Source organism: Pseudomonas sp. 31-12, assembly GCF_003151075.1.
Classification (GTDB): Bacteria; Pseudomonadota; Gammaproteobacteria; order Pseudomonadales; family Pseudomonadaceae; genus Aquipseudomonas.
Window position 1 is genome coordinate 4,965,412 of sequence record NZ_CP029482.1, and the last position, 25,256, is coordinate 4,990,667.

The following is a 25,256-nucleotide window of genomic DNA, read 5'->3' on the forward strand; positions in this document are numbered from 1 at the left end:
CAGGGCAACGCCAACAGCTAACTGATCAGCAACCGGATTAAACTGGTGCGTTACACCGAAGCCGGTTACTTGCCGATCGACAGCAATGCGGCTGAGCGTGCGATCCGATCCTTCGTTATCGGATGCAAAGGGCCAAGAGCCCTATTCGTGGCTGCGCCATGCACTTGAACACCTGCCAGAGGCACCTCGGTTGAAGATTACGAAGCCTTGATGCCTTGAAACTGTTCGCTCACATCGCCTCGCTAAGCACGCCGCGTATTTTTGGATAGGTGGGGTTCATGGAGAATTTACGGTCCGCCCTTCGCAATTCACTTTAATAGAACTGATAGAGACAAAACGCTTAACTCCGGCTTGCTTAGCTTGTCGAGCAAGATTGAATACCCCTCGACATTAAACTAACCAAGACTCGCTGAGTCTGCGCGATCTATAAATCAATAGTCAATTTGAAAAGCCTTTGTACTCATTGATTAACAGATCAGAACAAATGTTCGCGCCAAAATCGCTACACGCGCGATCCCGGGCAGCAGTCCCCATTGCCGACATCAACGGAGCATTGTTCAATGTAGATAGAATTGCCGTTTCAAGTGCCACAGAATCTCTGACTGGAACTAACACGCCTGTTTTGCCATCGACTATTGCATCAGACAAACCATAGATATCGGTACCAATCGTAGGCGTTCCCATAGCAGCGGCTTCGATAACGACCGTACCAAACCCTTCCCGATAACTAGGCAGACATAACAAATCGGCGAGAGCCATGTATTTCTCTGGCTCATCGGAATAACCAACTATCTTTATATTTTTCCGCACGCTCACATCTGTAACCTGCTCGACAATATTCTTGCCGGATGATTCGAACGGCCCAACAAACACAAGAAATATATTGCTGTCCTTATTCACGATCTCGGCGAACGCCGAGACAAGTTCTTTAATACCTTTTTCAGGCGTAATTCTACCAACAAATAAAAGAATTTTACCCAACTCAGGAATGTGCAGATCGTCTCGCAACATACTTAGTTGTTCCGAGGTGTAGCGGGACGGATCAAACCGATTTAAGTCGATACCTGCAATAGAGCCAGCACCTATAACCGAGATCTTCTCTCTCTTGATTATCCCGCTGGAAACAAGAAAATTCTTCTGACTTTCACTATCAGCATAACAATGAGTGTTCAACAAACCGATAATGCGGTCGCACAACTTCAATATTGATCGTTTGACGCCACTCATGGTGGCCCAGGGCTGCCCCGTGAACGTATGCAATCGAATCTTCGTGCCCGAAAAAACGCCTGCTATCGCACAAAGCAATCCGGCTTTGGGAGTAGTTGAGTGAATAATATCAAATTTGTTTTTTCTGAAAGTGCGAATCAGAGCGACAAGACTTAGAAAATCCTTGATGAGATTTATCTCTCGCTCAATATTTACAGGTACATAGGTGAGGCTTTTATTTTTCGTAAGCTCATCACTCATTTCGTCGCGACTGGTAATGACCGTAACCGCCATACCGGCAGCGCTCAACGCTTTGATCTGAGCTTGTAGGTGGGCGACCACAAAGAGCGGAACTGTCGAAACTCGAGCAATCTTTAATTCATTAGCTTGCAATGAAAATCCCCCTTAAATGACTTGACGCCGACCATACCTATGTAAACCCAGCGAATTCGAATATTTACAGTCTGTAAGACATGCCCAAAATATAGCTCACATTCTGAGGCAATCAGCCTCGTAAAACAATTAATATGCCCCTGATCAGTCTGCCGGTTTCTCCACGAAAAGCTCGCCAATGGTAGCCGGCACTTCTCTTTCAGGGACAAAACTAAGGATTTCGCGCAGCTTGGTGGATGGATAAGAGGTCCTGGCCACTAGCGCGTCAATCCGTGCTTGAGTTACAGGCAATCGCAAAAACCCACTGGCAATACTGGCCATCAGACGCAAAGGAGCTTCGGGAAGACTCCATTTAGGTCGCGAAACACGCTGCGCATCAGCCATTCCATTTATCAGATCGGATAAAGCACAATCATTGGAAAGGTTAAATATTTCACCTTTTGCCCTGCTGTCGAACCCGCAAAGCATCAAGGCAGAGACAACATCATCAACGTGTATATAAGTGGCCACCGAGTCTTTTTTGGCGGAACCGATGTAAAAAAACAATCCTTTCCGAACAATTCGACCCAACTGCCTAAGTGAGTTATTGGACATACTTTGGCCAAACACATTGGAGGGTCGCAAAATAGTGTAACTAAAAAACTGATTGCTTCTATCTTTGATTACGCGCGAGTCCCCAATAGTTTTTGTTTCTTCGTAAACACCTTGCGGATTTTCTAGCGTAAGTTCATTTACGACCCGAGCCGCTCCTCGTGCGGGCCCATAAGCCCCTACACTGCTCAATTGAACAAAATGTATGGGGTGTTCTTTAGCTGCCAATCGATTTGCAGCTGCGACCAATCGCTCCGTGGCATCCACATGAAGAGAGCGCATCAGCTTTTCTTCATGGATCTCACCTGCGCAATTAAAAACAACATCACACCCGTAGAGCAAGGAATCAAAATCGGTATCGGGGCTCGTTAAATCAGCACACACAACTTCTACGTTATTAAATTCACACTCGAAGGCGGTACGAGTCACCAATCTAATTTTATGGCCAGATCCACAAAGACGCAAAAGCAGCGAGCTCCCAATGAATCCTTTGGCACCTGTCAGCAATATCAAAATTTCTCTCCTTGTTTTATGGGGATAGATCGTTCTTGAGCGTAAAAACGTCGCTGACCATTCGCAAAGTTATTGCTGATCGCACGAATCACATACGCCAACTCTAAAGGATAGTAAATCCAAGAGTACACCCCAAATCTATCATTATAAGCCACATCAAACATCGCAATATGAAGACAGGAAAGCAAAGCGCAAACATAAAAAATATAAGCCTCTCGTTTATTGAGCTCCCCTCCAAGCCACTTCAGAACCACCAGCAAAACTATTGCAACCGACGAAAACACCCAAAAATCCCATCTAAATCCAGTAATATAATCAACACCATCAAGATCACTATAATTAACAGCTAAGCCATAACTAGACGACAAATCAAACAATACGGCGACCAACAAAACAAACAGTTTTAGATATGAAGCCAAGGAGACACTTAGCCATAAAACCACTAGACCAGAAACACCAACTTTAAACACCACTCGTCGAAATAAAATAACTGGAAAATAGACAATGGATGATTTATGAAAAAGAGCCGCAAGCAGTGTATAAATCGCACCTCGATTCCAGTATCCTCTAACACTGCAATATATCGATAAATTTATAAAGCACATGGCGAAGCCTTGTCGAATGACATTAGCAGTCAACGACAAGAAAAACGGGTAAAACAAAACAGCCGCAAAAATAAACAACGACCAACGCGACTGCGCACCAAACACTGCTTTGATCAAAAAATAATACGACCACAAAAACACAAACGTAATTAAATAGAAAAAACTCTGGTAGTCGAGTGACAAATAACCAAAAAGTCGCACAATACCAATAAATCCCGGTTCGAAGGTTTGAAAGGGATTTTCCAGGCCAGAATTCAAATCATTGAAAAAATTTATATAAACCGCCGTATCACCTTCCATATCAAATGGCCGATTTGATACGTCGTACGAAACCACCGCAATTGCAAAAAACACAGCAAAGAGTTCAATCGCTCGATTGACATCTACAACACTGCGGTTCCGTACTAGGGTTTGGAACACTGCAAACAAGAATAGAAAAGCGCTAACCAGATAAAACGGCGCACCGTAAAGATTTAGACTTAACATTCTATCGCCTCAGTCACTCCCGAGCCACAATGCACATCCATCACCTTACCTGTTTCTCTGGCCCGACACGTTTTCGGACGTTTACTGTCTCAACAATTTTCTGTAAACGAAAACAGTGTAGATTTCGAAACAAAAATATCAAACTTTTGGCGGTGCATTTATGAGTTGACCTTGCCATCGCTAAAAAAGTTACGAGAAAATTAGAGTAAAGATCACTCCTTAATCTCGGCTGCGAATTAAAATAGCCATACAAATCATTAAGATATATTGTATAAGACTTTATCTTCCCGGCAGTTGTAGACAAGTATGATCCTGCTGAAGGATTACATCTATATCTTACCAACGGTGCATTGATATAAGCAGCCTGTTTATCGGGAAGTAAAGAATCTATTACGAAAAACCATTCCATAAATTCACGATCGATCACCGCCCGTCTCGAAGTCCGTCGATAGGCGTAGGAACTGTGAACGGCAATAGCTCCCCAACGAGCCATCTCTTCTAGTGAGATTAAAGACACCATCTCCGTATCCGCGTTTGGATATCGCGTTTCAGACGAATACGAATTATCATCTGAAAAATAAACAGCCTTGTGAAACACTACATTCACATCAGCGTTATCTTTAAAAACATCGTATTGCCGTTGTAGCTTCCCTGGCAGCATGACGTCATCACCATCAAAGTGATAAACAACATCGCCAGATGCCATTTTATGCACGCCATGATAATTTAACGCCGCGCCAACATTTTTATCTCTGAGCAGGAGTTTGAGTCTACCTGGATTTCTATCAGAATAGGCGCGAAGCCTTTCCTGGGTGCGATCAGTCGAACAATCGTCCGAAACTATAACTTCACAGTCAAAGTTGATTTCTTGAGAAAGTATGCTATCCAAACACTCTTCTATATAATCTTCCTGATTATAGCAGGATACCACTACGCTCCCGGTCAACATCAAACACCCCTCCGTCTGTAAATCATAAACCCAATAATCGAAACCACAAAATACACGATATTCATTATCAAATTAGCAAGAAATACGCCCTCAACCCCCAATCCGCTATGCAGCGAAAAGAGGCTCAATCCACAAAAAATAAAACCTTGAGTCAATTCACTTATCAGATAAATTCTCAGCGCAGCCTTAGCTACCACAACAAAACTTATCACATAAGTTGAAATACGAAAAAAATCAGCCAACAACTGATATTTTATTAAACCTTCAAGGTCTACAAATTCAGCGGAAAGCAGTAATGGTATAAGGTATTGTCTCAAAGCATAAAAAACGACCGCTCCCGATATAAAAATCGCCATTACAAGCTTCATAAATTTTAAAACCAAAGGTGTAATATGAGAAACTTCAGCTTTCTCCGACACCATTGGCATGAAATACACGGCAAGAAATATGGTAAAAAACCCCATATAGGCGCTTGATAGCTTGATGGAGGCCTGCCAAATACCAGCAGCAACAAACCCAACGTTCTCAATGATTTGTTCGCGAATTATTATTTCTATCAGTGGGACACTGACCGCACCGACCATCGCCATCAAAGTGAACGACAGTAGCCGCTTAAAACCTTCGGACTCGTACTTGAAACCTATAGGAAACTTAAAAAAGATAGACCGTCGATAGAAATACAATGCCGGGATAGTGTAGAACGAGAAAAAAAACACCATCGATAGCGCTGCACCGATAAGGTGAAGATTCCTGATCAGAATCCAGCTCACAGGCAGTACAAGCACATTCCCTACAATTTGAATGATCGCATACGTCTTGGTGTCCCGTAGCCCATTTGTCACTCCCGTCACCAAATTTGTGAACGCAAATCCAAATTGAGCGACAGAAAGAAATATAATAATCCAGTAATTATCCGGAGTTTTAAATATATACTCCGATAAAAATCTGGAAAAAACACACCCAAATAAGCAAATAAGTATGCAAAACATCAAAGAATAAGCCTTTGACACTGCAACCATGTCCATCAGTTTTTTCGGCTGCTTTTTATATTGAGCAACATATTTAATCAGACCGTTAACTATCCCTCCCCCCGCAAGTAAAGACAGCAGCGTGGCTGCGCTCATGAAGTGGCCAAGTTGGCCCATGCCCCCGGCACCGAGGTAAACCGCGATGAGTTTAATAAAGGCGAAACCCACCCCGATCTTAGAAACCTGAGCAATGGTAGTAAAAGCGGCGCTGATGAGCGCACGCTTTTTGTCAGAAGCACCGAATGCAACCTTACTGGAAGGTTGCATTTACCGCACCAATCACAGCCGTAGTGACTCGCTCCATTTCCGCCTCTTGCATGCCATACCAGATTGGCAGGCGAATAAGGCGCTCACTCTCTATAGTGGTATTAACGTCGGTGCCATGGAAACGACCAAGCCGCAATCCGGCAGGTGCAGAATGAAGTGGGATGTAATGAAAAACAGCACCAATGCCCTGTTTTTTCAGAATATCCAAAATCTTGCTGCGAACGTTGATATCCTGGACTTTTATATAAAACATATGCGCATTGGCAGCGCAATCACCCGGAATTTTTGGCAGTTCAACGCGACCGTCTTTAAAAACTTTTTGCAATGCATTGAAGTAATAATCCCAAACATCATGCCGAGCTTTATTGATTTGATCAGCTTTTTCCAACTGTCCAAAAAGATAAGCGGCCTGAAGCTCTCCTGGAAGATAGCTACTTCCAACATCAACCCAAGTATATTTGTCAATCATCCCGCGAAAAAACAGGCTGCGGTTAGTGCCCTTTTCGCGAATGATCTCTGCTCGAACGACAAATTGCTCATCATTGATAATCAGCAATCCGCCCTCGCCACCGCTGGTGTAGTTTTTTGTTTCGTGAAAACTATAAGCGGCCATATGGCCAATGGTGCCTAATGCCTTACCTTTGTAGGTCGACATCATGGCTTGAGCAGCGTCTTCGATTACAAACAAATTATGTCGCTTTGCAATGGACATAATTGTATCCATTTCGCATGCAACACCAGCATAATGAACAGGAACAATGGCCTTCGTCTTATCAGTTACTGCGGCTTCGATAAGCGATTCATCAATGTTCATCGTGTCAGCACGGACATCGACAAATACTATCTTCGCGCCACGCAATACAAAGGCGTTAGCGGTGCTGACGAATGTATAGCTGGGCATTATGACTTCATCGCCAGGCTGTATATCAATCAGCAATGCAGCCATCTCCAGCGCCTGAGTACAGGACGGTGTCAGCAGTGCTTTCTTGCAGTTCAGCTTTTCCTCGAACCAACTCTGGCAACGTAGCGTGAACTCCCCATCACCCGACATCTTCCCGCTTCGCATAGCAGAGATGACGTGCTGGTCTTCATTGCCGGTGTAAGGTGGTTTATTGAATGGAATTGTCATTTTAACTCACCCAAAAATTTTTTTTCTAAATCCAGAAGATCCTGTTTGCGCTCTTTCACACGAACAGCGGGTACACCCACGTAGATCCCCCACGGATCTGTACTTTTAGTCACGAGCGCCATAGCACCGATTGAACAGCCTTCTTTAATTGTGGTTCCTGGCATTATCGTAGCGCCGGCCCCGACTATTACATGACGTTCAAGCTGAACCTTCGCGAATTTCTCATCTTTATATTTCTTAGGAATCAACGAATTAGTCAGCGTCGCACCGCTGTAGTCATCCGACTGAGCGAATATTTTTACACCGTAGGCCAATGTACAAAAGTCCGCAAACTCAATCCCAGGTTCACCTCCTGCCACGAGGCACATTGGCGTAATATGATTATATTTGCCAAATATCACCCGCCCCGACACCACACAGAAATCGTCGATCCTTGTGTAATCACCAAGCTCTATCAACTCAGGGTTATAAATACTTGCTTTATCACTAATTCTGACTTCTTTTCCAAGTTTCCGAAAACCTAGTTTTTCCAGCTGTGCCGTGCTCAAGTACGCCATAGATCACCCGAAAGGAATCAACTTAAACTTTCAAAAAATCACTGCCCATTATGCTCTTCTACCAAGCTAAGCAGGTATTGGCCATAGCTATTCTTTTTCAACTCGTTAGCCGTTACAGCTAGCTGAGCAGCGCTTAACCACTTATTCTTGAACGCAATTTCTTCCAGGCAAGCGATTTTGAAACCTTGTCGTTTTTCTATCGTTTCAACGAAATGAGAAGCTTCGAGCAAACTTTCATGGGTACCTGTATCCAACCATGCAAATCCTCGCCCGAGAAGTTCAACATGCAAATCACCGCGCTCCAGATACGCTTGGTTGATCGATGTGATCTCCAACTCACCGCGCGCGGAAGGTTTAACTTGTTTAGCTAACTCGACAACATCGTTATCATAAAAATACAAGCCAGTTACCGCAAAATTCGACTTAGGCTTCAGTGGCTTCTCTTCAATCGAGATCGCTTTTTTATACTCATCAAACTGAACCACACCGAATCGTTCCGGATCTTTCACTTGGTAACCGAATACTGTGGCTCCACTTTTCCGTTTCGAGACGGCCTGTAGCATCGTCGTAAAACCTTGCCCATAAAAAATATTATCACCAAGCACCAAACACACAGGCTCCTTGCCAATAAACTCTTCACCAATAAGAAACGCCTGCGCCAGACCATCAGGCTGCGGTTGTACCGCATAGCTCAGGCTGACACCAAACTGAGCACCATCGGCAAGCAGACGCTTGAAGCCAGCCAGATCTTCTGGCGTGGTGATGATGAGAATGTCTCGAATACCCGCCAGCATGAGTACAGAAAGCGGGTAAAAAATCATGGGTTTGTCGTAAATGGGCAACAGCTGCTTGGATACCCCTTTTGTCAGTGGGTACAAACGAGTTCCCGAGCCGCCCGCCAGAATGATGCCTTTCATTTTTACCCTCTCGCCTGATCCTAGGCGCCTCACAGCCATGGTTAAAATATCGATTTACCGGGCGTGATTATACATTTTTTAGACCTTTTTTGTCAGGAAACCGATGTTAAACAGCCTCCCTGACGAACTCTTCACCCACAAAAAACGTCAAAACCAACGAAACTACAGGGCCAATTCGCTGCATATAGAAACCCCGCATCACGATTAACAAATAGAGAAGAGCAGACTATATTCCACCCCCTCCATTTATTTATAACGCTCTTATTTGTTATCTTGATCCCGCAAAAGGGAATGTCGAATCAGCGCGATTACCACTCCCGACATCAACCCCAAGATCAGCCCGACCAAGATAATAAGAGGGATTTTTGGCTTCACAGGCGAACCGGAAACCTCTACAGAGCCGTCCATCCTGAATGTTTTGGCAGTCTGAAACCGTCCCGACAATTGCATATAAAAATTATAGTCAGTTTCCAGAGCACGCAACTTCTCAATGAAAGGGTCTTCGGACTTCCTGGATTTTAAATTCTCAATTTCAGCTTCAAGCGCTTTCGTACCGCGCATATAGGTAAGTTCATCATCCATTTTCCCCGCAATATTCAGCGAGGATTTTGAGCCACCACTAACAATAGGGGGCTTTTCCAAACCAATAGCTTTTGCGACAACCAAAGCCTCATTCAGTTTGACAAGGGAATCTTCACTTTCCTTGCGCCCTACTTCCCGACGAGAAACAATTTCTTGATTAAGGTTTCGGGCTTCCACACTAAATTCACTGGAGATATTTTTATTTATCTCCTGCAGCGCTAATTCTTGTGCCCTCTCGGTATATTGCCCCACCCACTTTGCAGCTTGACTGGAATCAGCGTCGAGAATGGCAATCGAATATCGGTCCGCCGCATCCTTGCCCACAACTGAAATCAACAAATTCTTAGACAATTTTTCATACAGCAATCCTTTGGGATCGCTATCTTTTCCTAATGCAGGAAGGTAGGTATCTTTGAAAAACTCCCGACGAAGAGACTCAGCTTGCAGATTTTTAAGAAAGACAAGATAAACATCTTTAACAGCTAAGGGCGGTTTTTTACGACCGTAATTAAGATCCTCTATATCATTCTGCGTAGGCGGCATAATGAAGGCTTTTGCTTCATAGATGGGCTCGGAAAGAAATGCATAAGTTGCAGCAATAATTGTTCCCAGCAAAGCCATACATAGAATTATAATCTTTTGTCGCCAAAACGTAGAAACGAGGGCATGCACATCGAGCCCTTCAGCAACAGAATCCTTGGAATCAATCTGCATATCCTGGAACCCTTGAAATAGAATAAATTACAATCTTTCGAAAAACAAACCAGCCAGGGCTTGTGATGCAGCCGACCGACACCTTACCGATGACAGGTAAAGCGCGGCTATGTTAGCACTTCAACGGAAGTCGACAGATTCCTCAGCAACAGACCTAAAACGCTATCCTTGAATTTTATCCCGGTCATTTGTTCAATAATCCTCTGAGCATAGGTCTATTCCGCGTTCCCAACTGGCCAATACTGAGAGAGATTTTACGTCGAACGCTGCGCATTCGCTGCGACATGCTTTATGCCTTGTTAGAACGGTCTGTGTAATTCTGATCAATCCATTGCTGGTAGCTGCCGCTTTTGACGTGTGCCACCCATTCAGTATTAGCCAAATACCATTCGACGGTTTTGCGCATACCGGTTTCGAAGTTTTCTTCCGGCGTCCAACCCAATTCACGCTGTATTTTACTCGCATCAATTGCGTACCGCTGGTCGTGGCCTGGGCGATCCTGGACATTGATGATCAAGCTTGAATGCGGGAGATATGTCGAGTCAGGACGTAACTCATCAAGCAATGCACAGAGAGCATGCACTACTTCAATGTTTTGCTTTTCGTTGTGGCCACCGATGTTGTAAGTCTCGCCGATAACGCCCTCGGTCACGACTTGGTACAACGCGCGAGCATGATCTTCGACGTAGAGCCAATCACGAACTTGATCACCTTTGCCGTAAATCGGCAGTGGCTTGCCTTCCAACGCATTCAGAATGATTAGCGGAATCAACTTCTCAGGGAAATGATAGGGACCATAGTTGTTGGAACAGTTGGTAACCAAGATCGGCAGGCCGTAAGTGCGACTCCAAGCGCGAACCAGGTGATCGGAGCTGGCCTTGCTCGCAGAATACGGCGAGCTTGGCTGATACGGAGTGGTTTCGGTGAAGAGCTCTTCCGGACCTTCGAGGTCGCCGTAGACTTCGTCAGTCGAAATATGGTGAAAACGGAAATTGGCCTTGCCCTCCTCACCCAGAGCATCCCAGTAGTGGCGCACAGCTTCCAAGAGGGTGTAAGTGCCAATGATATTGGTCTGGATAAACTCAGAAGGACCAGAGATCGAGCGATCAACATGAGACTCTGCGGCCAGGTGCATGACGGCATCAGGTTGGTGTTCACGTAGCACGCGGTCAATCTGATCACGATCACAGATGTCGACACGCTCAAACATATAACGCGAGCTCTGGCTAACTTCGGCCAAAGACTCAAGATTGCCGGCGTAAGTCAGCTTGTCGACGTTAACGACAGAGTCGGTGGTGTTGTAGATGATATGACGGATGACTGCCGAGCCGATAAATCCGGCGCCGCCGGTAACTAGAATTTTCAAACGAAACCATACCTTAGAATTGCTGACAGGGCTGCCAACCGAGCACCGTCAAATCCATAAATGCAAAAGCCATCAAGCTCGCCGAAGCTTCTGATAGAGCCAGCCTGAACCGATTCGGAAACATCCCCTGTCGGTCAAACGCAGCATTCTACAGCTTAATGAACGTTTTACTAACGGATATGGACAAGCTGCTACGCAATTCCAACGCGCGTCATACGTCAGAATCATTCAGACAAGACGCTTACGCGAGGATCTGAACGACCGCCCTAGTAACCAGCTCAGAACCGGCCCGATCGTCATACCGATCAATAGCGCAATAACAACAACCAAGGACACACGAAGCTGCGGCCCCTCCCAACCAAGAAACAGAAGGGAAACTGATTGCTGATTCTCTAGAACAAACGCCAGAATCGCCAAAACGAGCAACAACACAAACAAGACGAGCAGTACGCGCTTCATATTACGCATAAGCAACTCCTTGAATTACGGCAACCGTCAAAGCGCATCCTCCTCGTCCTCGTCCTCGTTCACACGATCGCGCAGTTCTTTACCTGGCTTGAAATGCGGCACAAACTTGCCATCCAGGCTAACCGACTGACCGGTCTTAGGATTACGCCCCACCCGCGGCGCACGGTAGTGCAAAGAGAAACTGCCAAAACCACGGATCTCGATACGATCGCCGGTGGCCAGGCATTGAGACATCTGCTCGAGCATGGTCTTGATGGCCAGCTCCACATCCTTGGATGAGAGCAGCCCTTGATGGGTGACAATTCGTTCGATCAACTCCGACTTCGTCATATTTTTCCCTTCTTTTTCAAGCAGCTAGGAAAAGCGCTTCAAAGGTTTTAGCATGCCCGAAGGAATTTGAACAGCCCAGGGTTTCACATATCTTTACCAACAATCCCCTTCCTCATTTCAGCAAACCTCAACACCAATCAGCCTCATCGACAGATAACCAGCATGGTGCGCGTCAGGTATCCCGCAGGATTAAAGCCAAAAGGGAATTCATCCTCATCCTTGGCGTCATCAGACCTTGCGATAACCTTATATCCCGCCGCCTTACACTCTTTATCCGCTCGCTTACGACACTTCTCCCATCCAGAACCCAATCCTGAACAATCTATCTCTACGCCACTGACTCCGCGCACAGCATGGGTCTTGGCATTCGTGCCACAACCCGTCAGTGCCAATACTGCCATTGCGACAATGAGCTTGTTCATTCACTTCCTTATGGCAGGCGCCCTGCCCGGCTTTCGTTCGCTTGAGCTAAAGACTAGCTGCAAATAAGCGATTGATCCGATTAAAGAAAGAGACAGTTCAGAAGGGTCATTGGTTTCAACTGCTGACAACCCGGCATGATCCCATCGACAGGCTCACCAAATCCCAGGCACAAAAAAGGGCGACCGAAGTCGCCCTTTTTCTATGGTCTGACAGAACTTAGTTCTGTTTTTCCATTTGTGCACGCAACAGGTCGCCCAGAGTGGTAGGACCAGCAGCGATGCTATCCGAAGGCTTGTCTTTCAAGCTTTGGATGGCTTCTTTCTCTTCAGCATCGTCTTTCGACTTGATGGAGAGCTGGATTACACGGCTCTTGCGGTCAACGCTGATGATCTTGGCTTCTACTTCCTGGCCTTCTTTCAGAACGTTGCGCGCGTCTTCAACGCGGTCACGGCTGATTTCGGAGGCTTTCAGAGTCGCTTCGATATCGTCGGCCAGAGTGATGATGGCGCCTTTAGCGTCAACTTCTTTCACGATGCCTTTAACGATTGCGCCTTTGTCGTTCTCTTGAACGTACTCGGAGAACGGATCGCTTTCCAGTTGCTTGATACCCAGGGAGATGCGCTCGCGCTCTGGGTCAACCGACAGGATAACGGTGTCCAGCTCGTCGCCCTTCTTGAAGCGGCGAACGGCTTCTTCGCCCACTTCGTTCCAGGAGATGTCGGACAGGTGAACCAGACCGTCGATGCCGCCGTCCAGACCAATGAAGATACCGAAATCGGTGATCGACTTGATGGTGCCGGAGATTTTATCGCCCTTGTTGAACTGGCCAGAGAAATCTTCCCATGGGTTAGATTTGCACTGCTTGATGCCGAGGGAGATACGACGACGCTCTTCGTCGATGTCCAGAACCATAACTTCCACTTCGTCGCCGACTTGTACGACTTTCGAAGGGTGGATGTTCTTGTTGGTCCAGTCCATTTCGGAAACGTGTACCAGGCCTTCAACGCCTTCTTCCAGCTCAGCGAAGCAGCCGTAGTCGGTCAGGTTGGTTACACGAGCGGTAACGCGGGTGCTTTCTGGGTAACGGGCTTTGATAGCAACCCATGGATCTTCGCCCAGCTGCTTCAGGCCCAGGGAAACACGATTGCGTTCGCGATCGTACTTCAGAACCTTGACATCGATCTCGTCGCCAACGTTGACGATTTCGGAAGGATGCTTGATACGCTTCCAAGCCATGTCGGTAATGTGCAGCAGGCCATCGACGCCACCCAGATCGACGAATGCGCCGTAATCGGTGAGGTTCTTGACGATACCTTTGACTTGTTGGCCTTCCTGCAGGGATTCCAGCAGAGCTTCACGCTCGGCGGAGTTCTCGGCTTCGAGGACGCTACGACGGGAAACGACAACGTTGTTGCGTTTCTGGTCAAGCTTGATGACCTTGAATTCCAGCTCTTTGCCTTCCAGGTGCGTGGTGTCGCGCACTGGACGGACGTCAACCAGAGAACCTGGCAGGAACGCACGGATGCCGTTAACGTCGACAGTGAAGCCGCCTTTAACCTTACCGTTGATAACGCCCTTGACCACTTCTTCGGCTGCGAAGGCTGCTTCCAGAACAATCCAGCATTCAGCGCGCTTGGCTTTTTCACGGGACAGCTTGGTTTCGCCAAAGCCGTCTTCAACCGAGTCCAGAGCAACGTGAACTTCGTCACCGACGTTGATAGTCAGTTCGCCAGCATCGTTGTAGAACTGCTCAAGCGGGATGAGTGCTTCAGACTTCAGGCCAGCGTGAACGGTTACCCAGCGAGCTTGGTAATCGATATCAACGATAACACCGGTGATGATGGAGCCTGCCTGAAGGTTCAGGGTTTTTAGGCTTTCTTCAAAGAGTTCCGCAAAGCTTTCGCTCATTTTAATTCCTGTGAATGAGGGCGAAGGATACGCCCATCTCCACACCCCAGACGGTGTGGGTTAGTTTCATTTAGAAGAAGCGCCACAGGACTATGACTGGTCCCCTGCGGCCTTCTTGGTCACCCGGCGATATCGCGAATGGCGATCTCGCTCATGATGCGTTCCAGCACCTGATCGATGGATAATTCCGTGGAATCCAGCTGTATGGCGTCAGCCGCCGGCTTGAGCGGGGCTACCGCTCGCTGGGTGTCACGCTCATCGCGTGCACGGATCTCATCTAGCAGACTCGACAGACTAACACCATCGACTTTGCCCTTCAACTGCAAGTATCGACGGCGCGCACGCTCCTCGGCACTGGCAGTGAGGAATATCTTCAGCGGCGCGTCCGGAAAAACCACCGTGCCCATGTCCCGGCCATCGGCCACCAGACCCGGTGCTTCCTGAAAGGCACGCTGGCGCTGCAGCAGCGCCTCACGCACGGCGGGCAATGCAGCGACCTGGGAAGCACCCGAACCGACACTCTCGGTACGGATGACATCGCTGACTTCGTCACCCTCCAGAATAATGCGTTGCAGCTGACCGTCGGTCGCCGCGATGAACTGCACATCCAGATGAGCGGCAAGTTTTTTCAGCAGCTCTTCATTGGTCAAGTCAACGCCGTGGTTATGCGCAGCGAACGCCAACAGACGGTAGAGCGCACCGGAGTCCAGCAGATTCCAGCCCAGACGCTTGGCCAGTATCCCGGCGACCGTGCCTTTGCCAGAGCCGCTTGGCCCATCGATGGTGATGACCGGCGCGATGTTTTTCACGACTGAGCCTCTTGTGCAACACGGATGCCGACCTGCGCACACAGCGCGAGGAAGTTCGGAAATGAGGTTGCGACGTTGGCACAGTCATGGATGCGAATCGGTGCCGTAGCGCGCAGCGAAGCCACGCTGAAGGCCATGGCAATGCGGTGATCGCCGTGCCCGTGCACTTCGCCGCCGCCGATCAGGCCGCCGTCGATGATGATGCCGTCCGGGGTCGGCTCGCATTTGACGCCAAGTGCCAGCAAGCCATCGGCCATGACCTGGATACGATCCGACTCTTTAACCCGCAGCTCTTCGGCGCCACGCAGAATGGTGCGCCCTTCTGCACAGGCTGCGGCCACGAACAGCACCGGGAATTCGTCAATGGCCAGCGGAACCAGCGCTTCAGGAATCTCGATACCTTTGAGTTTAGCTGCACGCACGCGCAGGTCAGCTACCGGTTCGCCGCCGACTTCACGCTGGTTCTCCAGAGTGATATCAGCGCCCATCAGGCGCAGGATGTCGATCACGCCGGTACGGGTCGGGTTGATGCCGACGTGCTCAAGCACCAGCTCCGAACCTTCGGCGATCGACGCAGCGACCAGGAAGAATGCGGACGAGGAGATATCGCCCGGCACTTCAATATGGGTAGCGGTCAACTTGTGGCCTGATTCGACCGAAGCGGTAGCACCGTTGACACTGACCGGGTAGCCGAAGCCACGCAGCATACGCTCGGTGTGATCGCGGGTCGGAGCCGGCTCGGTGACCGTGGTCTTGCCTTCGGCGTACAGGCCGGCCAGCAGCAGGCAGGATTTAACCTGGGCACTGGCCATTGGCATGGTGTAAGTCAGGCCTTTGAGCTTGTTGCCACCACGAATGGTCATCGGTGGACGACCTTCGGCGGCGGTCTCGATCACCGCACCCATTTCACGCAGCGGATTGGCCACGCGATTCATCGGGCGCTTGGACAGCGAAGCATCGCCTGTCAGCGTGCTGTCGAAGTCCTGCGCAGCCAGCAGGCCCGACAGCAGACGCATCGAGGTGCCGGAGTTGCCCAGATAGATCGGGCCTGGCGCAGGCTTCAAGCCATGCAGGCCGACGCCGTGAATGGTCACGCGACCGTGGTGCGGACCTTCAATCACGACGCCCATGTCGCGGAAGGCTTGCAAGGTCGCCAGGGCGTCTTCGCCCTCAAGGAAACCTTCCACTTCGGTGACGCCGTCGGCCAGGGAGCCGAGCATGATCGAACGGTGGGAAATCGATTTATCGCCCGGTACACGAATCCGCCCAGTCAGGCGGCCACCAGGTTGTGCCAGGAAAATCAGGTCGTTGGAGTTCATAGCGTCCACATAAGCCCGGCGGGCCAGGATTTTACTGAAATGTTCGCGGGCAACCCGGGCGCGTGTGAACACGCCCAGCAATTGATGCCCATCCCCTGCATCGACCGCGTCGCGCAAGGCGTCGAGGTCGCTGCGAAATGTATCGAGTGTGCGCAAGACAGCTTCGCGGTTGGCGAGGAAGATGTCGTGCCACATGACCGGGTCACTTCCCGCGATTCTTGTGAAATCGCGGAAACCGCCGGCAGCGTAACGGAAGATCTCTAGGTTTTCATTGCGTTTGGCCAGTGAATCGACCAGACCGAACGCCAACAAGTGCGGCAAATGGCTGGTCGCCGCCAACACTTCGTCGTGACGCTCGACCTGCATGTGCTCGACATCGGCGCCCAATTCGCGCCACAAACGGTCGACCACGGCCAGCGCGGCCGGATCGGTTTGATCCAGCGGCGTCAAAATCACTTTATGGCGACGGAACAGTTCGGCATTGGAGGCTTCCACCCCACTCTGCTCGGAACCGGCAATCGGATGCCCCGGCACGAAACGCGCCGGCATGCCGTCAAACGCTTCGGTCGCGGCACGCACGACATTGCCTTTGGCGCTGCCGACGTCGGTCAGAATCGCCTGCCCAAGGTCCATGCCCGCCAAACGGCCGAGCATTTTTTCCATGGCGAGGATCGGTACGGCGAGCTGAATCACATCCGCACCCTGGCAAGCAACGGCCAGGTCTTCTTCGCAACGATCCACCACGCCCAATTCAACCGCGAGTTTGCGCGACTGCGGGTCGAGATCGACTCCGACCACTTCGCGACACAGGCCACTTTCGCGCAAACCCTTGGCAAACGAACCGCCGATCAACCCCAGACCGACCACCACCAGGCGACCGATCATAGGGGCAGCAGATTGCAGTGCAGTGACATCAACCACGAGCCAGAACCTTGGTCAGCGCCTCGAGGAAGCGGCTGTTTTCAGTTGGCAAACCGATGGTGATGCGCAGGTGGTTCGGCATGCCGTAGTTGGCGACCGGACGCACGATCACGCCTTCGCGCAGCAACCCCTGGAAGATCGGCGCAGCCACTTGCCCCATATCGACGCAGATGAAGTTGCCTTTGGACGGAATCCAGCTCAGCCCCAACTCACGGAAACCCGCTTCCAGTTGCTGCATGCCAGACTCGTTGAGGCGACGGCTTTCAGCCAGGTAATCGGCGTCTTGCAGCGCAGCGCACGCAGCGGCCAGGGCCAGGCTGTTGACGTTGAACGGCTGACGCACGCGGTTCAGCACATCGGCAACCACGGCGGTGGACAAGCCGTAACCGACCCGCAACGCCGCCAGGCCATAAGCCTTGGAGAACGTGCGCGAAACCAGCAGATTCGGGTACGCCGCCAGGAAGTCCAGGCCATCCGGCAAGTCGCTGCCTTCGGCGTATTCGATGTAGGCCTCGTCCAGCACCACCAGTACGTGTTCCGGAACGTCCTGCAGGAATTCGTCCAGCGCCTCGACATCGAACCAGGTCCCGGTCGGGTTGTTCGGGTTGGCGATGAACACCACGCGGGTGTCGGCATCGATCGCAGCCAGCATGGCGGGCAGATCATGGCCCCAGTCTTTGGCCGGGATCACTTTGGCCGTAGCGCCAACGGCTTGTGTGACGATCGGATAGACCGCAAACGCATGCTCACTGAACACCGCGTTCAGGCCTGGCGCCAGATAGGCACGCGCGACCAGCTCCAGAATGTCGTTGGAACCGTTGCCCAGCGTCACCTGATTCAGATCGACACGGCACTGTTCAGCCAGCAGGGTCTTGAGCGCAAAACCGTTGCCGTCCGGATAGCGGGTCAGCTCGGCCAGTTCGTTGCGAATGGCCGCCAGCGCCTTTGGACTGGCGCCCAACGGGTTTTCATTGCTGGCCAGCTTGATGATCTTCGCTGGATCGATATTCAGCTCGCGCGCCAGTTCGTCCACGGGTTTGCCCGGAACGTAAGGCGAAAGTTGTTGCACGCCCGGCTGTGCCAGAGCGAGGAAGTCACCACTCATTTGCTACCCCTTAGAGAACTGCTTTCGGGTAGGAACCCAGCACTTTGAGTGCTACTGCTTCCTGACTGATCTTTTCCAATACGCCCTTGATCAACGGATCACGGTGGTGGCCGACGAAGTCGATGAAGAACACGTAGGTCCATTTACCGCTGCGCGAAGGACGCGTCTCGATCCGCGTCAGGTCGATGCCGTTGTCGTGGAACGGCACCAGCAACTCATGAAGCGCACCCGGCTTGTTGCTCATGGAGACGATGATCGAGGTCTTGTCGTCGCCAGTCGGCGGTACTTCCTGGTTGCCGATCATCAGGAATCGCGTGGAGTTGTCCGGGCGATCCTCGATTTTCTCGGCCAGACGGGTCAAGCCGTACAAGCCTGCCGCCATGTCGCCGGCAATCGCCGCCGAGTTCCACTCGCCCTTGACCCGCTTGGCCGCTTCGGCGTTGCTGGAAACCGCCACGCGCTCTACGTTCGGGTAGTGTGCGTCCAGCCACTTGCGGCACTGGGCCAGCGACTGGGCGTGGGAGTAGATGCGGCTGATGCTGTCAGTCTTGGTATTTTCACCGACCAGCAAGTGATGGTGAATCCGCAACTCGACTTCGCCACAGATGACCATGTCGTGTTCGAGGAAGCTGTCGAGGGTGTGGTTGACCGCACCTTCGGTGGAGTTTTCCACCGGGACCACGCCAAAATTCACCGCACCGGCCGCCACTTCACGGAACACTTCATCGATCGCTGCCATCGGCTTGCTGATCACGGCGTGACCGAAGTGCTTCATGGCGGCGGCCTGGGTGAAGGTGCCTTCAGGGCCGAGGTAAGCCACTTTCAGCGGCTGCTCGAGGGCCAGACACGAGGACATGATCTCGCGAAACAATCGCGCCATCTCTTCGTTGCCCAGCGGCCCCTGATTGCGCTCCATCACGCGCTTGAGCACCTGAGCCTCACGCTCAGGACGATAGAACACCGGCACTTCGCCTTCGGCCAGCGAGGCCATCTTTACTCGCGCAACTTCCTGGGCGCAGCGTGCACGCTCGCTGATCAGCTCCAGGACTTTGGTGTCCAGGGCATCAATGCGAACGCGCAGTGCCTTGAGTTCTTGCTCAGACATTAACCGTGTTCCTTCTCGAACTCTGCCATGTACGAAACCAGTGCGTTGACCGCAACGATATCGACGGCGTTATAGATGGAGGCACGCATGCCGCCCACGGAGCGGTGACCCTTGAGGTTCAACAGGCCACGCTCGTCGGCACCGGCCAGGAATGGCTTGTCGAGACGGTCGTCAGCCAGGCGGAACGGCACGTTCATCCACGAGCGGTCGGACCTGTTGATCGGGTTGCTGTACAAGCCGCTGGCATCAATGAAGTCGTACAGCGTGCGCTGCTTCACTTCGTTGAGCTTGCCGATGGCTTCAACACCACCCTGCTCTTTCAGCCACTCGAATACCAGACCCGACAAGTACCAGGCCAGGGTTGGCGGAGTGTTGTACATCGAGCCGTTGTCGGCCGCGACCTTGTAGTTGAGCATGGTCGGGCACAGGGAACGGGCATGACCCAACAGGTCTTCGCGAATGATGTTCACGACGATGCCGCTCGGGCCAATGTTTTTCTGGGCACCGGCGTAGATCATGCCGAACCGTGAAACATCGATTGGACGCGAGAGGATGTCCGAAGACATGTCGGCCACCAGCGGAACGTCGCCGGTTTCCGGGACCCAGTTGAATTCCAGGCCGCCAATGGTTTCGTTCGGTGCGTAGTGAACATAGGCCGCGTCTTTCGACAGGCTCCACTCGTTCTGACCAGGAATTGCGAAATAGTCGTAAGGCTTGGCAGTAGCGGCAACGTTGACGCGGCCGTAGCGCGAGGCTTCTTCGATGGCTTTCTGCGACCAGATACCGGTGTCGATATAGTCAGCCGTGCCGTTTTCCGGCAACAGGTTCAGCGGAATCTGGGCAAATTGCTGGCTGGCGCCACCTTGCAGAAACAGCACTTTATAGTTCGAAGGGATATTCAGCAGATCACGCAGATCCTGCTCGGCCTTGGTGGCGATGGACACGAACTCATCACTGCGATGGCTCATTTCCATGACCGAGAGGCCCTTGCCGTGCCAATCAAGGAGTTCACCCTGGGCGCGCTGCAGGACAGCTTCGGGAAGTGCCGCAGGACCGGCACAGAAGTTATAGGCTCTCTTGCTCACATCCAATCTCGCTCTGATTTGGTGGGTCACGCAAACGTATCAGTCGACACCAGACCCAATGTGGGAGCAGGCTTGCTCGCGAAAGCGGTGTAACAGGCGACATCTGTGCTGAATGTCAGTCCGTCTTCGCGAGCAAGCCCGCTCCCACAAGGGATCTCCATGGGCGTCGATATTTCATCAGGGACAAATAACAAGGGGGCGAATTTTCATCCGCCCCCTGTTTGTCCACTTACTCTTGTGGCTCTTCGTCAGCAGCGGCGTCGAGTTGCTGATCTTCAACCACGTCGTCGATCACGACTTCGCCGTCGAACACCGCACCCTCTTCACCTTCAAGCTCTTCGCCTTCGACTTCCGATGGCTCCTGAACCCGCTCCAGACCTACCAGCGTTTCATCGCTGGCCAGTTTGATCAGGGTCACGCCCTGGGTGTTACGACCCAGGCTGGAGACTTCGTCGACTCGGGTACGAACCAGGGTGCCCTGGTCGGAGATCAGCATGATCTCCTCGCCGTCGAGCACCTGGACCGCGCCGACCAGACGGCCGTTACGGTCGTTGCTGACCATGGCGATAACGCCCTGACCGCCACGCTTGTACTCAGGGAACTCGGTGATCGCCGTGCGCTTGCCGAAACCACGGGCCGAAGCGGTGAGGATCTGGCTGCCTTCTTCAGGGATCAGCATGGAAATCAGCTTCTGGCCTTCCGGCAGACGCATCCCGCGCACACCACGAGCGGTACGGCCCATCGCGCGAACGTCGGTTTCCTTGAAGCGAGTGACCTTGCCGCCGTCAGAGAACAGCATGACTTCGCGGCTGCCATCTGTAATGGAAGCTGAAATCAGTACGTCACCTTCGTCCAGCTCCAGCGCGATCAGGCCGACGCTGCGTTGACGGCTGAAGGATTCCAGCGGGGTCTTCTTCACGGTGCCTTTGGCGGTAGCCATGAAGATGAAGTGACCTTCGGTGTACTCTTCGACCGGCAACATGGTGGTGATGTATTCATCACTGTCCAGCGGCAGCAGGTTGACCAGCGGACGGCCACGGGCCGCACGGGACGCTTCCGGAATTTCGTAGGTTTTCAGCCAGTACACTTTGCCTTTGCTGGAGAACAGCAGCAGCGTGGTGTGGCTGTTGGCGACCAGCAGGTGAGCGATGTAGTCCTCATCCTTCACGCCAGTCGCCGATTTGCCTTTACCGCCACGACGCTGAGCCTGGTACGCAGCCAAAGGCTGGGTCTTGGCGTAGCCACCGTGGGAGATGGTCACGACGCGCTCTTCTTCCGGGATCATGTCACCCAGGGTCAGGTCGAGACGGGCATCGAGAATCTCGGTGCGGCGCACGTCGCCGTACTCGGCGCGGATCACTTCCAGCTCTTCGCGGATCACTTCCATCAGGCGCGTGGCGCTGCTGAGGATGCGGATCAGCTCGCCGATCTGGTTGAGGATCTCTTGATACTCGGCCAGCAGCTTTTCATGTTCCAGACCGGTCAGACGGTGCAGACGCAGTTCCAGAATGGCTTGTGCCTGTTCCGGCGACAGGAAGTACTTGCCTTCGCGCAGACCGTATTGCGGGTCCAGGGTCTCTGGACGGCACGAATCAGCACCGGCACGTTCAACCATCGCGACCACGGCGGAGGATTCCCACGCGGTCTTGATCAGCGCTTCCTTGGCTTCCGACGGCGTCGGCGAAGCCTTGATCAGGGCGATGACCGGGTCGATGTTCGACAGGGCAACCGCTTGACCTTCCAGGATGTGACCACGTTCGCGGGCTTTACGCAGTTCGAACACGGTACGACGGGTAACCACTTCGCGACGGTGACGAACGAAGGCTTCCAGCAGGTCCTTGAGGTTCAGGATCCGTGGACGGCCGTCGATCAGCGCAACGATGTTGATACCGAACACGGCTTGCAGCTGGGTCTGGGCGTAGAGGTTGTTGAGGATCACCTCAGGCACTTCGCCGCGACGCAGTTCGATCACGACGCGCATACCGTCCTTGTCGGACTCGTCGCGCAGTTCGGTGATGCCTTCGAGCTTCTTCTCTTTTACCAGCTCGGCGATCTTCTCGATCAGACGGGCCTTGTTCAGCTGGTAAGGGAGTTCGGTGATGACGATCTGCTGACGGCCACCGACCTTGTCGATGTCTTCGATCATCGAGCGGGCGCGCATGTAAATGCGCCCGCGACCAGTGCGATAGGCTTCGATGATGCCGGCGCGACCGTTGATGATCGCGGCGGTCGGGAAGTCCGGACCGGGGATGTATTGCATCAGCTCATCGATGGTCAACTCTGGGTTGTCGATGAGCGCCAGGCAACCGTCGATGACTTCGCCGAGGTTGTGCGGCGGAATGTTGGTCGCCATGCCCACGGCGATACCGCTGGAGCCGTTGACCAACAGGTTGGGAATTCGGGTCGGCATGACCGCCGGGATCATTTCGGTGCCGTCGTAGTTCGGCACCCAGTCCACGGTTTCTTTGTGCAGGTCAGCCAGCAGTTCGTGCGCCAGCTTGGTCATGCGCACTTCGGTGTATCGCATGGCGGCGGCGTTGTCGCCGTCCACGGAACCGAAGTTGCCCTGACCGTCTACCAGCAGGTAGCGCAGCGAAAATGGCTGCGCCATCCGAACGATGGTGTCGTACACCGCGGTATCACCGTGCGGGTGATACTTACCGATTACGTCACCGACAACACGGGCAGATTTCTTGTACGGCTTGTTGAAGTCGTTGCCCAGCTCGCTCATCGCGAACAGCACACGCCGGTGCACGGGCTTCAAGCCATCGCGCGCATCCGGCAGGGCGCGCCCGACGATTACGCTCATCGCGTAGTCGAGGTAGGACTGCTTCAGCTCGTCTTCGATATTGACCGGGAGGATTTCTTTGGCCAGTTCGCCCATGAGAAGCTCGATTCCTTTTTCTGGTGAAACTTCGTCACATCCATATGGGACGAACGAAGCTCGCCGCTGCAGGCTGAGTGCCATGCACCGACTTACGACAAATCAACAAGTTGAACCATGGATTTGCGCAGTAAAGACAACCCCGTGGGACTGCCTCGGAAAACGCCGGATGTTATCACAAGAGCCGCCACGCACCTATCCCCCAGACGCGCATGGAGTGTAGTTAGTTGACTGGTGGCAGGCTGAAAGGGGACGAGAGAGGCTTAGAGCCGCTCCGAATGCAGAATCGACAGCTGAATTGCGGATGTTTATTGACTTTTAGGGTCCTCATCGCCAGCAGGCTGGCTCCCACAGGATCGGTGTCGATCATAAATCCTGTGGGAGCCAGCCTGCTGGCGATGTCGATTTACAAGGCGCCGGACGCTCTCAATGCAGACGCTTGCGGCACATCAACTGCGCCATTTTCGCGGTGTCGGGGCGTTCGACGATGCCTTTTTCGGTAACGATCGCATCGATCAGGTCCGCCGGGGTCACGTCGAATACCGGGTTGAACGCATCAACCTCCGCCCCCACCCGCTTGCCGCCGACTTCCAGCAATTCGCGACCCTCACGCTCTTCGATAGGAATCTCGTCGCCGCTGGCCAGGTTCATGTCGATGGTCGAACTCGGTGCCACCACCATGAAGCGCACGCCGTGGTGCATGGCGTTGACCGCCAGCTGATACGTGCCGATCTTGTTGGCCACGTCACCATTGGCGGTGATCCGGTCGGCGCCGACGATCACCCAGGTCACGCCCTTGGTTTTCATGATGTGCGCGGCGGCCGAGTCGGCGTTGACGGTCACGGGAATGCCTTCATTGGCCAATTCCCACGCGGTCAATCGCGAACCTTGCAGCCACGGGCGGGTTTCATCGGCGTAGACGCGTTCGACCATACCTTCGATAAAGGCCCCGCGAATCACCCCCAACGCCGTGCCGAAGCCGCCAGTGGCCAGTGCGCCAGTATTGCAGTGGGTCAGGATTGCCTGGGCATTGCCCTGGTGTTTGCGGATCAGGTCCACACCGAGTTGCGCCATGGTCAGGTTCGCTTCGCGATCGCTTTCATGAATGGCGATGGCTTCCGCTTCAAGCACCGACAACGGATCGGCGTGATGCTTCAAGCGCTCTAGCCGATCACGCATGCGACCCAAGGCCCAGAACAGATTGACTGCGGTCGGACGGGAGTCGGCGAGCAGCGCGAAATCTTCTTCCAGCGCCGCCTGCCAGTCGCCCCCCTCCGCAAACCTTGTACGGGCTGCCAACACCACGCCATACGCGGCGCTGATGCCGATGGCCGGCGCACCACGCACCACCATCGAGCGAATGGCCTCGGCCACGCCCGCGGCGCCGGTGTAGGCGATCCACGTTTCCTCGAACGGCAAAATACGCTGATCCAGCAGGTACAGGGCGCCATCACGCCAATCGATGGCCTTCACCTTCTCCGCAGCCAACAGTCGATCGCGCATCCCACACCCCGCACTCATGAACAAAAGCCGCCGATTATAGCGATCCCCCCGCGAAGACGCTCGGGTATACTTCGCCATCCTTTACAAAAGCAC

Annotated in this window: 21 protein-coding genes and 2 pseudogenes; 1 reads left to right on the plus strand and 22 read right to left on the minus strand. The window is 52.3% G+C overall.

Annotated features, from left to right (window positions below; all coding sequences use genetic code 11):
- Positions 1 to 21: 21 nt before the first annotated feature.
- Positions 22 to 219, plus strand: a pseudogene (locus tag DJ564_RS23425) (transposase domain-containing protein); the annotation flags it as partial.
- Positions 220 to 279: 60 nt separating this feature from the next.
- Here the strand turns inward: DJ564_RS23425 and DJ564_RS32575 are convergent.
- The 22 genes and pseudogenes from DJ564_RS32575 to mtnA all read right to left on the minus strand — a co-directional run.
- Positions 280 to 384: pseudogene (locus tag DJ564_RS32575) on the minus strand (NAD-dependent dehydratase); the annotation flags it as partial.
- Positions 385 to 438: 54 nt separating this feature from the next.
- The gene (locus tag DJ564_RS23435; RefSeq protein WP_109633710.1) at positions 439 to 1,599 is read right to left on the minus strand and encodes a glycosyltransferase family 4 protein; all 1,161 of its coding nucleotides are present in this window, start codon (positions 1,597 to 1,599) and stop codon (positions 439 to 441) included.
- 144 nt (positions 1,600 to 1,743) lie between these two features.
- Positions 1,744 to 2,703 (minus strand): NAD(P)-dependent oxidoreductase, encoded by a 960-nt coding sequence (locus DJ564_RS23440; RefSeq protein WP_256597449.1) that lies wholly within the window; start codon positions 2,701 to 2,703, stop codon positions 1,744 to 1,746.
- Entirely contained in the window at positions 2,700 to 3,794 is a 1,095-nt protein-coding gene (locus DJ564_RS23445; RefSeq protein ID WP_109633713.1) for an EpsG family protein, read from the minus strand. Before DJ564_RS23445 ends, DJ564_RS23440 begins: the two co-directional genes overlap by 4 nt.
- 40 nt (positions 3,795 to 3,834) lie before the next feature.
- The gene (locus DJ564_RS23450) at positions 3,835 to 4,743 is read right to left on the minus strand and encodes a glycosyltransferase (RefSeq protein ID WP_109633714.1); all 909 of its coding nucleotides are present in this window, start codon (positions 4,741 to 4,743) and stop codon (positions 3,835 to 3,837) included.
- Positions 4,743 to 6,038, minus strand: coding sequence for an O-antigen translocase (locus tag DJ564_RS23455; protein WP_109633716.1), 1,296 nt, complete (start codon positions 6,036 to 6,038; stop codon positions 4,743 to 4,745). Before DJ564_RS23455 ends, DJ564_RS23450 begins: the two co-directional genes overlap by 1 nt.
- Positions 6,022 to 7,167 (minus strand): dTDP-4-amino-4,6-dideoxygalactose transaminase, encoded by a 1,146-nt coding sequence (gene rffA, locus DJ564_RS23460; protein WP_109633717.1) that lies wholly within the window; start codon positions 7,165 to 7,167, stop codon positions 6,022 to 6,024. Before rffA ends, DJ564_RS23455 begins: the two co-directional genes overlap by 17 nt.
- Complete coding sequence (locus tag DJ564_RS23465) at positions 7,164 to 7,724, minus strand: acyltransferase (RefSeq protein WP_109633719.1); 561 nt, start codon at positions 7,722 to 7,724, stop codon at positions 7,164 to 7,166. Before DJ564_RS23465 ends, rffA begins: the two co-directional genes overlap by 4 nt.
- A 38-nt stretch (positions 7,725 to 7,762) precedes the next feature.
- Positions 7,763 to 8,641 (minus strand): glucose-1-phosphate thymidylyltransferase RfbA, encoded by an 879-nt coding sequence (gene rfbA / locus DJ564_RS23470; RefSeq protein WP_109633720.1) that lies wholly within the window; start codon positions 8,639 to 8,641, stop codon positions 7,763 to 7,765.
- Between the two features lie 261 nt (positions 8,642 to 8,902).
- Positions 8,903 to 9,937, minus strand: coding sequence for an LPS O-antigen chain length determinant protein WzzB (locus DJ564_RS23475; RefSeq protein ID WP_109633722.1), 1,035 nt, complete (start codon positions 9,935 to 9,937; stop codon positions 8,903 to 8,905).
- Positions 9,938 to 10,226: 289 nt separating this feature from the next.
- Positions 10,227 to 11,303: a dTDP-glucose 4,6-dehydratase gene (rfbB, locus tag DJ564_RS23480; RefSeq protein WP_109633723.1), complete on the minus strand. Its 1,077-nt coding sequence runs from the start codon at positions 11,301 to 11,303 to the stop codon at positions 10,227 to 10,229.
- 228 nt (positions 11,304 to 11,531) lie between these two features.
- Positions 11,532 to 11,771 carry a LapA family protein gene (locus tag DJ564_RS23485; RefSeq protein ID WP_109633725.1) on the minus strand — a complete coding sequence of 80 codons (240 nt, stop codon included), beginning with the start codon at positions 11,769 to 11,771 and terminating at the stop codon, positions 11,532 to 11,534.
- A 27-nt stretch (positions 11,772 to 11,798) separates the two neighbouring features.
- Positions 11,799 to 12,101, minus strand: coding sequence for an integration host factor subunit beta (ihfB, locus tag DJ564_RS23490; protein ID WP_109633726.1), 303 nt, complete (start codon positions 12,099 to 12,101; stop codon positions 11,799 to 11,801).
- Between the two features lie 143 nt (positions 12,102 to 12,244).
- Positions 12,245 to 12,523, minus strand: coding sequence for a hypothetical protein (locus tag DJ564_RS23495; protein WP_010461678.1), 279 nt, complete (start codon positions 12,521 to 12,523; stop codon positions 12,245 to 12,247).
- 217 nt (positions 12,524 to 12,740) lie between these two features.
- A complete protein-coding gene (rpsA, locus tag DJ564_RS23500) occupies positions 12,741 to 14,432 on the minus strand; it encodes a 30S ribosomal protein S1 (RefSeq protein WP_008148721.1) in 1,692 nt (563 codons plus the stop codon).
- 119 nt (positions 14,433 to 14,551) lie between these two features.
- Positions 14,552 to 15,241: a (d)CMP kinase gene (cmk, locus tag DJ564_RS23505; RefSeq protein WP_077047283.1), complete on the minus strand. Its 690-nt coding sequence runs from the start codon at positions 15,239 to 15,241 to the stop codon at positions 14,552 to 14,554.
- Positions 15,238 to 17,445 (minus strand): bifunctional prephenate dehydrogenase/3-phosphoshikimate 1-carboxyvinyltransferase, encoded by a 2,208-nt coding sequence (locus tag DJ564_RS23510; protein ID WP_256597529.1) that lies wholly within the window; start codon positions 17,443 to 17,445, stop codon positions 15,238 to 15,240. Before DJ564_RS23510 ends, cmk begins: the two co-directional genes overlap by 4 nt.
- Before the next feature lie 28 nt (positions 17,446 to 17,473).
- Entirely contained in the window at positions 17,474 to 18,586 is a 1,113-nt protein-coding gene (gene hisC, locus DJ564_RS23515; RefSeq protein ID WP_109633729.1) for a histidinol-phosphate transaminase, read from the minus strand.
- Between the two features lie 10 nt (positions 18,587 to 18,596).
- Positions 18,597 to 19,691, minus strand: a complete 1,095-nt coding sequence (gene pheA / locus DJ564_RS23520) for a prephenate dehydratase (RefSeq protein ID WP_016770924.1) — start codon at positions 19,689 to 19,691, stop codon at positions 18,597 to 18,599.
- The gene (gene serC / locus DJ564_RS23525) at positions 19,691 to 20,776 is read right to left on the minus strand and encodes a 3-phosphoserine/phosphohydroxythreonine transaminase (RefSeq protein WP_109633731.1); all 1,086 of its coding nucleotides are present in this window, start codon (positions 20,774 to 20,776) and stop codon (positions 19,691 to 19,693) included. The genes pheA and serC overlap by 1 nt, the downstream gene beginning before the upstream one ends.
- 229 nt (positions 20,777 to 21,005) lie before the next feature.
- Complete coding sequence (gene gyrA / locus DJ564_RS23530; RefSeq protein WP_109633732.1) at positions 21,006 to 23,660, minus strand: DNA gyrase subunit A; 2,655 nt, start codon at positions 23,658 to 23,660, stop codon at positions 21,006 to 21,008.
- Positions 23,661 to 24,086: 426 nt separating this feature from the next.
- Positions 24,087 to 25,163, minus strand: a complete 1,077-nt coding sequence (gene mtnA / locus DJ564_RS23535; protein ID WP_109633734.1) for an S-methyl-5-thioribose-1-phosphate isomerase — start codon at positions 25,161 to 25,163, stop codon at positions 24,087 to 24,089.
- Between the last annotated feature and the right edge of the window lie 93 nt (positions 25,164 to 25,256).

What these genes read in the sequence shown, in the direction of transcription:
- DJ564_RS23445 (WP_109633713.1), bottom strand. Translation starts at nt 3,794, where the DNA reads ATGTTAAGTCTAAATCTTTACGGTGCGCCGTTTTATCTGGTTAGCGCT.
- DJ564_RS23450 (WP_109633714.1), bottom strand. Translation starts at nt 4,743, where the DNA reads ATGTTGACCGGGAGCGTAGTGGTATCCTGCTATAATCAGGAAGATTAT.
- DJ564_RS23455 (WP_109633716.1), bottom strand. Translation starts at nt 6,038, where the DNA reads ATGCAACCTTCCAGTAAGGTTGCATTCGGTGCTTCTGACAAAAAGCGT.
- rffA (WP_109633717.1), bottom strand. Translation starts at nt 7,167, where the DNA reads ATGACAATTCCATTCAATAAACCACCTTACACCGGCAATGAAGACCAG.
- DJ564_RS23465 (WP_109633719.1), bottom strand. Translation starts at nt 7,724, where the DNA reads ATGGCGTACTTGAGCACGGCACAGCTGGAAAAACTAGGTTTTCGGAAA.
- rfbA (WP_109633720.1), bottom strand. Translation starts at nt 8,641, where the DNA reads ATGAAAGGCATCATTCTGGCGGGCGGCTCGGGAACTCGTTTGTACCCA.
- DJ564_RS23475 (WP_109633722.1), bottom strand. Translation starts at nt 9,937, where the DNA reads ATGCAGATTGATTCCAAGGATTCTGTTGCTGAAGGGCTCGATGTGCAT.
- DJ564_RS23485 (WP_109633725.1), bottom strand. Translation starts at nt 11,771, where the DNA reads ATGCGTAATATGAAGCGCGTACTGCTCGTCTTGTTTGTGTTGTTGCTC.
- ihfB (WP_109633726.1), bottom strand. Translation starts at nt 12,101, where the DNA reads ATGACGAAGTCGGAGTTGATCGAACGAATTGTCACCCATCAAGGGCTG.
- DJ564_RS23495 (WP_010461678.1), bottom strand. Translation starts at nt 12,523, where the DNA reads ATGAACAAGCTCATTGTCGCAATGGCAGTATTGGCACTGACGGGTTGT.
- rpsA (WP_008148721.1), bottom strand. Translation starts at nt 14,432, where the DNA reads ATGAGCGAAAGCTTTGCGGAACTCTTTGAAGAAAGCCTAAAAACCCTG.
- DJ564_RS23510 (WP_256597529.1), bottom strand. Translation starts at nt 17,445, where the DNA reads ATGATCGGTCGCCTGGTGGTGGTCGGTCTGGGGTTGATCGGCGGTTCG.
- hisC (WP_109633729.1), bottom strand. Translation starts at nt 18,586, where the DNA reads ATGAGTGGTGACTTCCTCGCTCTGGCACAGCCGGGCGTGCAACAACTT.
- pheA (WP_016770924.1), bottom strand. Translation starts at nt 19,691, where the DNA reads ATGTCTGAGCAAGAACTCAAGGCACTGCGCGTTCGCATTGATGCCCTG.
- gyrA (WP_109633732.1), bottom strand. Translation starts at nt 23,660, where the DNA reads ATGGGCGAACTGGCCAAAGAAATCCTCCCGGTCAATATCGAAGACGAG.
- mtnA (WP_109633734.1), bottom strand. Translation starts at nt 25,163, where the DNA reads ATGCGCGATCGACTGTTGGCTGCGGAGAAGGTGAAGGCCATCGATTGG.